The following is a 2151-nucleotide window of genomic DNA, read 5'->3' as shown; positions in this document are numbered from 1 at the left end:
GCGAGCGGCTCGCCCGCGTGTTCAAGCCGTTGTACCACGCTGCCGGCTACAGCGTGGTACAACAATTACAACTCAAGGAAAGCTACGCCATAAGCAAATTCCCAACCGACGGGGTAAGGGCCAAAAAGCCTCTCGCAAAACGAAAGCCAACAAATGCCGAAAAACTTCAACGTGTCGCTTTCTGGCCTACCAACTCAAAACCATCCGAAACGGCGATCTAACTGAAATACTACGTATTTTAATGAGATTTACTACTCCTTCGGAACAAAATTGCGTTCCTTTGCAGCGTTTCGGAGGTCGGCCCACACCGAAAGATGATCAATCTCGAGAGCTTTGCACACACTCGAACATGTTCCGCACTGCCTGCAGTCGTACAACCCGCTTTGCACCGCTTCAACAACACGATCACCTTGGTCGTACGGATCATAAAACCGCAAACCAATCGCGAGCATACCCGTAGGCCCAATATACGACTTCAGGCCTTTTTCGGATACCACAGGACACGCAGAAGTACAAACGCAACAACGAGCACAGTTTTCCAGAGGATTGATCTTTGCCACTATTTCAGGATTCACTGGCACTGTAACCTCTTCAAGCTCGAGTGGAAACGCGCGCTTTCGAACCATGATAGAAGCAACCCTATCCGTAACCTTCGTTTTATCTACGATAAGATCGCGGATCACCGGAAACCCACCCAAAGGTGCGATTGTGTTATTACCGCTTTCCTCAACCAGCGTAACACATGCAAGACAGGGCGTACCATTGAGTGTCATAGCGCAGCGACCACACGTGCGACCTCGACAGCTATAGTCGAAAACGATAGGCTCTTGCTCGTCATCGATAGCAACAAGCGCCTCAAGTACAGTCATATTCTTGTGATACGCAACCTCAAAATCCACCTCGTAAGGCTGGCTGTCAACCGAAGGGTCGTACTTCTGAACTGTTACTTTCATGAATATACTCCTAGGTGATCATCGTGAACCGAACGTACTAAGAATTAATTTCAACTACCGGCGTCTTTTCGCATTGAATGTCGCCGCCGTTGTAGCGCTCGATAATGTTGACAAGCCAGTTTCCATCATCAGCTTCGGGGAAATCGGGCCGATAGCAATGCCCGCGTGTTTCTTCCCTGAAAAGTGCTGCTTTCGCGCTCGCTTCAGCAATATCCAAAAGACTATAATTCTCGATACCACACTTCCAGTCCGTATTGAACACCTTGGAGGCATCCCCCAGCGTCATCTTCGGCATCTCCTCTTTGCGAATACGCTCGAGTTCAGCTATGGCAGATTCCATGACCCCCACATCACGCAGGGGGCGGCAAGCGTCGTAGCATGCCTTTTGAATTGCGCGGCGGATTTCCTGCGGACGCTTTCCTCCGTTGCGCGCGAACAACTCATGCAAACGCTGATACTCGGCCGCAACGACACTTTCATCCAATGGGGGCATTTTCGCACCAGCGCAGTACTCTGCAGCCTTTTTCGTAGCGAAAGCACCATTTCTCGCTGCAACGTTAACCGTGCTGCCACCAGCGCTTCCGCAATACCCACCGCCTCTTGCATGGAAAAATCCTGGTAGGTCAACAGCCATGAGAGTTTCGTCGACAACAGGGTTCCCACCATGCTCGTATGCTTCAGGAGCAACCTCGAGCCTGCTTCCCAAAACTTCGATGCCGAAGACCTCTTTCCATAGCTCTACATTGCGAACATACATTTCGCCCATAGACGAAACAGCTTCAGGCGTTGAGAAGTCAACGTATACGCCGCCGTTTTCCGTACCAAGCCCATCGTGAATGCGCTGTGCGATTATCTGAGTCATGCTGATCTTGCTAAGCGTTGTGTAGTCCATGCCCTGGAAGAAGAACTCGCCATTCTTGTCGCAAATATATGCACAGCACCCGGAGTCGGCGCCAATGCCGCCCTGATAACTTGCCGCAAGGCCCTTTGGTTCCATATTGATCAAATCGCACTGGAAAAACTCGGAATCCTGAAGCGCGCAACCATGACGAAACGCAGCAGCATCGATATCTCCCGTGTTGTCCGGCGAGTTGATCGACATAGCGGAAACAGTGTTCCATCCATACATCCAGCAAGATGCGCCAGTACAGCAGACAGTTGCCTTGGCACGGATAACACGAAATGCACCTGTCGGGAG

Annotated in this window: 2 protein-coding genes and 1 pseudogene; 1 reads left to right on the top strand and 2 read right to left on the bottom strand. The window is 51.0% G+C overall.

The window, feature by feature from the left end:
• Window positions 1-221, top strand: a 221-nt coding sequence (locus RR842_RS14215; RefSeq protein ID WP_332730237.1) for a hypothetical protein, incomplete at its 5' end; no start/stop codon positions are given.
• A gap of 30 nt (window positions 222-251) precedes the next feature.
• Here RR842_RS14215 and RR842_RS14210 read toward each other — a convergent pair.
• Together RR842_RS14210 and RR842_RS14205 are read right to left on the bottom strand one after the other, a co-directional pair.
• A complete protein-coding gene (locus RR842_RS14210; protein WP_332730236.1) occupies window positions 252-953 on the bottom strand; it encodes a 2Fe-2S iron-sulfur cluster-binding protein in 702 nt (233 codons plus the stop codon).
• Window positions 954-990: 37 nt separating this feature from the next.
• Window positions 991-2151 (bottom strand): annotated as a pseudogene (locus RR842_RS14205) (succinate dehydrogenase/fumarate reductase flavoprotein subunit); the annotation flags it as partial.

It is taken from the genome of Gordonibacter sp., assembly GCF_036667095.1.
Lineage (GTDB): Bacteria > Actinomycetota > Coriobacteriia > Coriobacteriales > Eggerthellaceae > Gordonibacter.
Note: the sequence above shows the minus strand (reverse complement) of the source record. Positions and strands in the feature narration are given on the sequence as shown.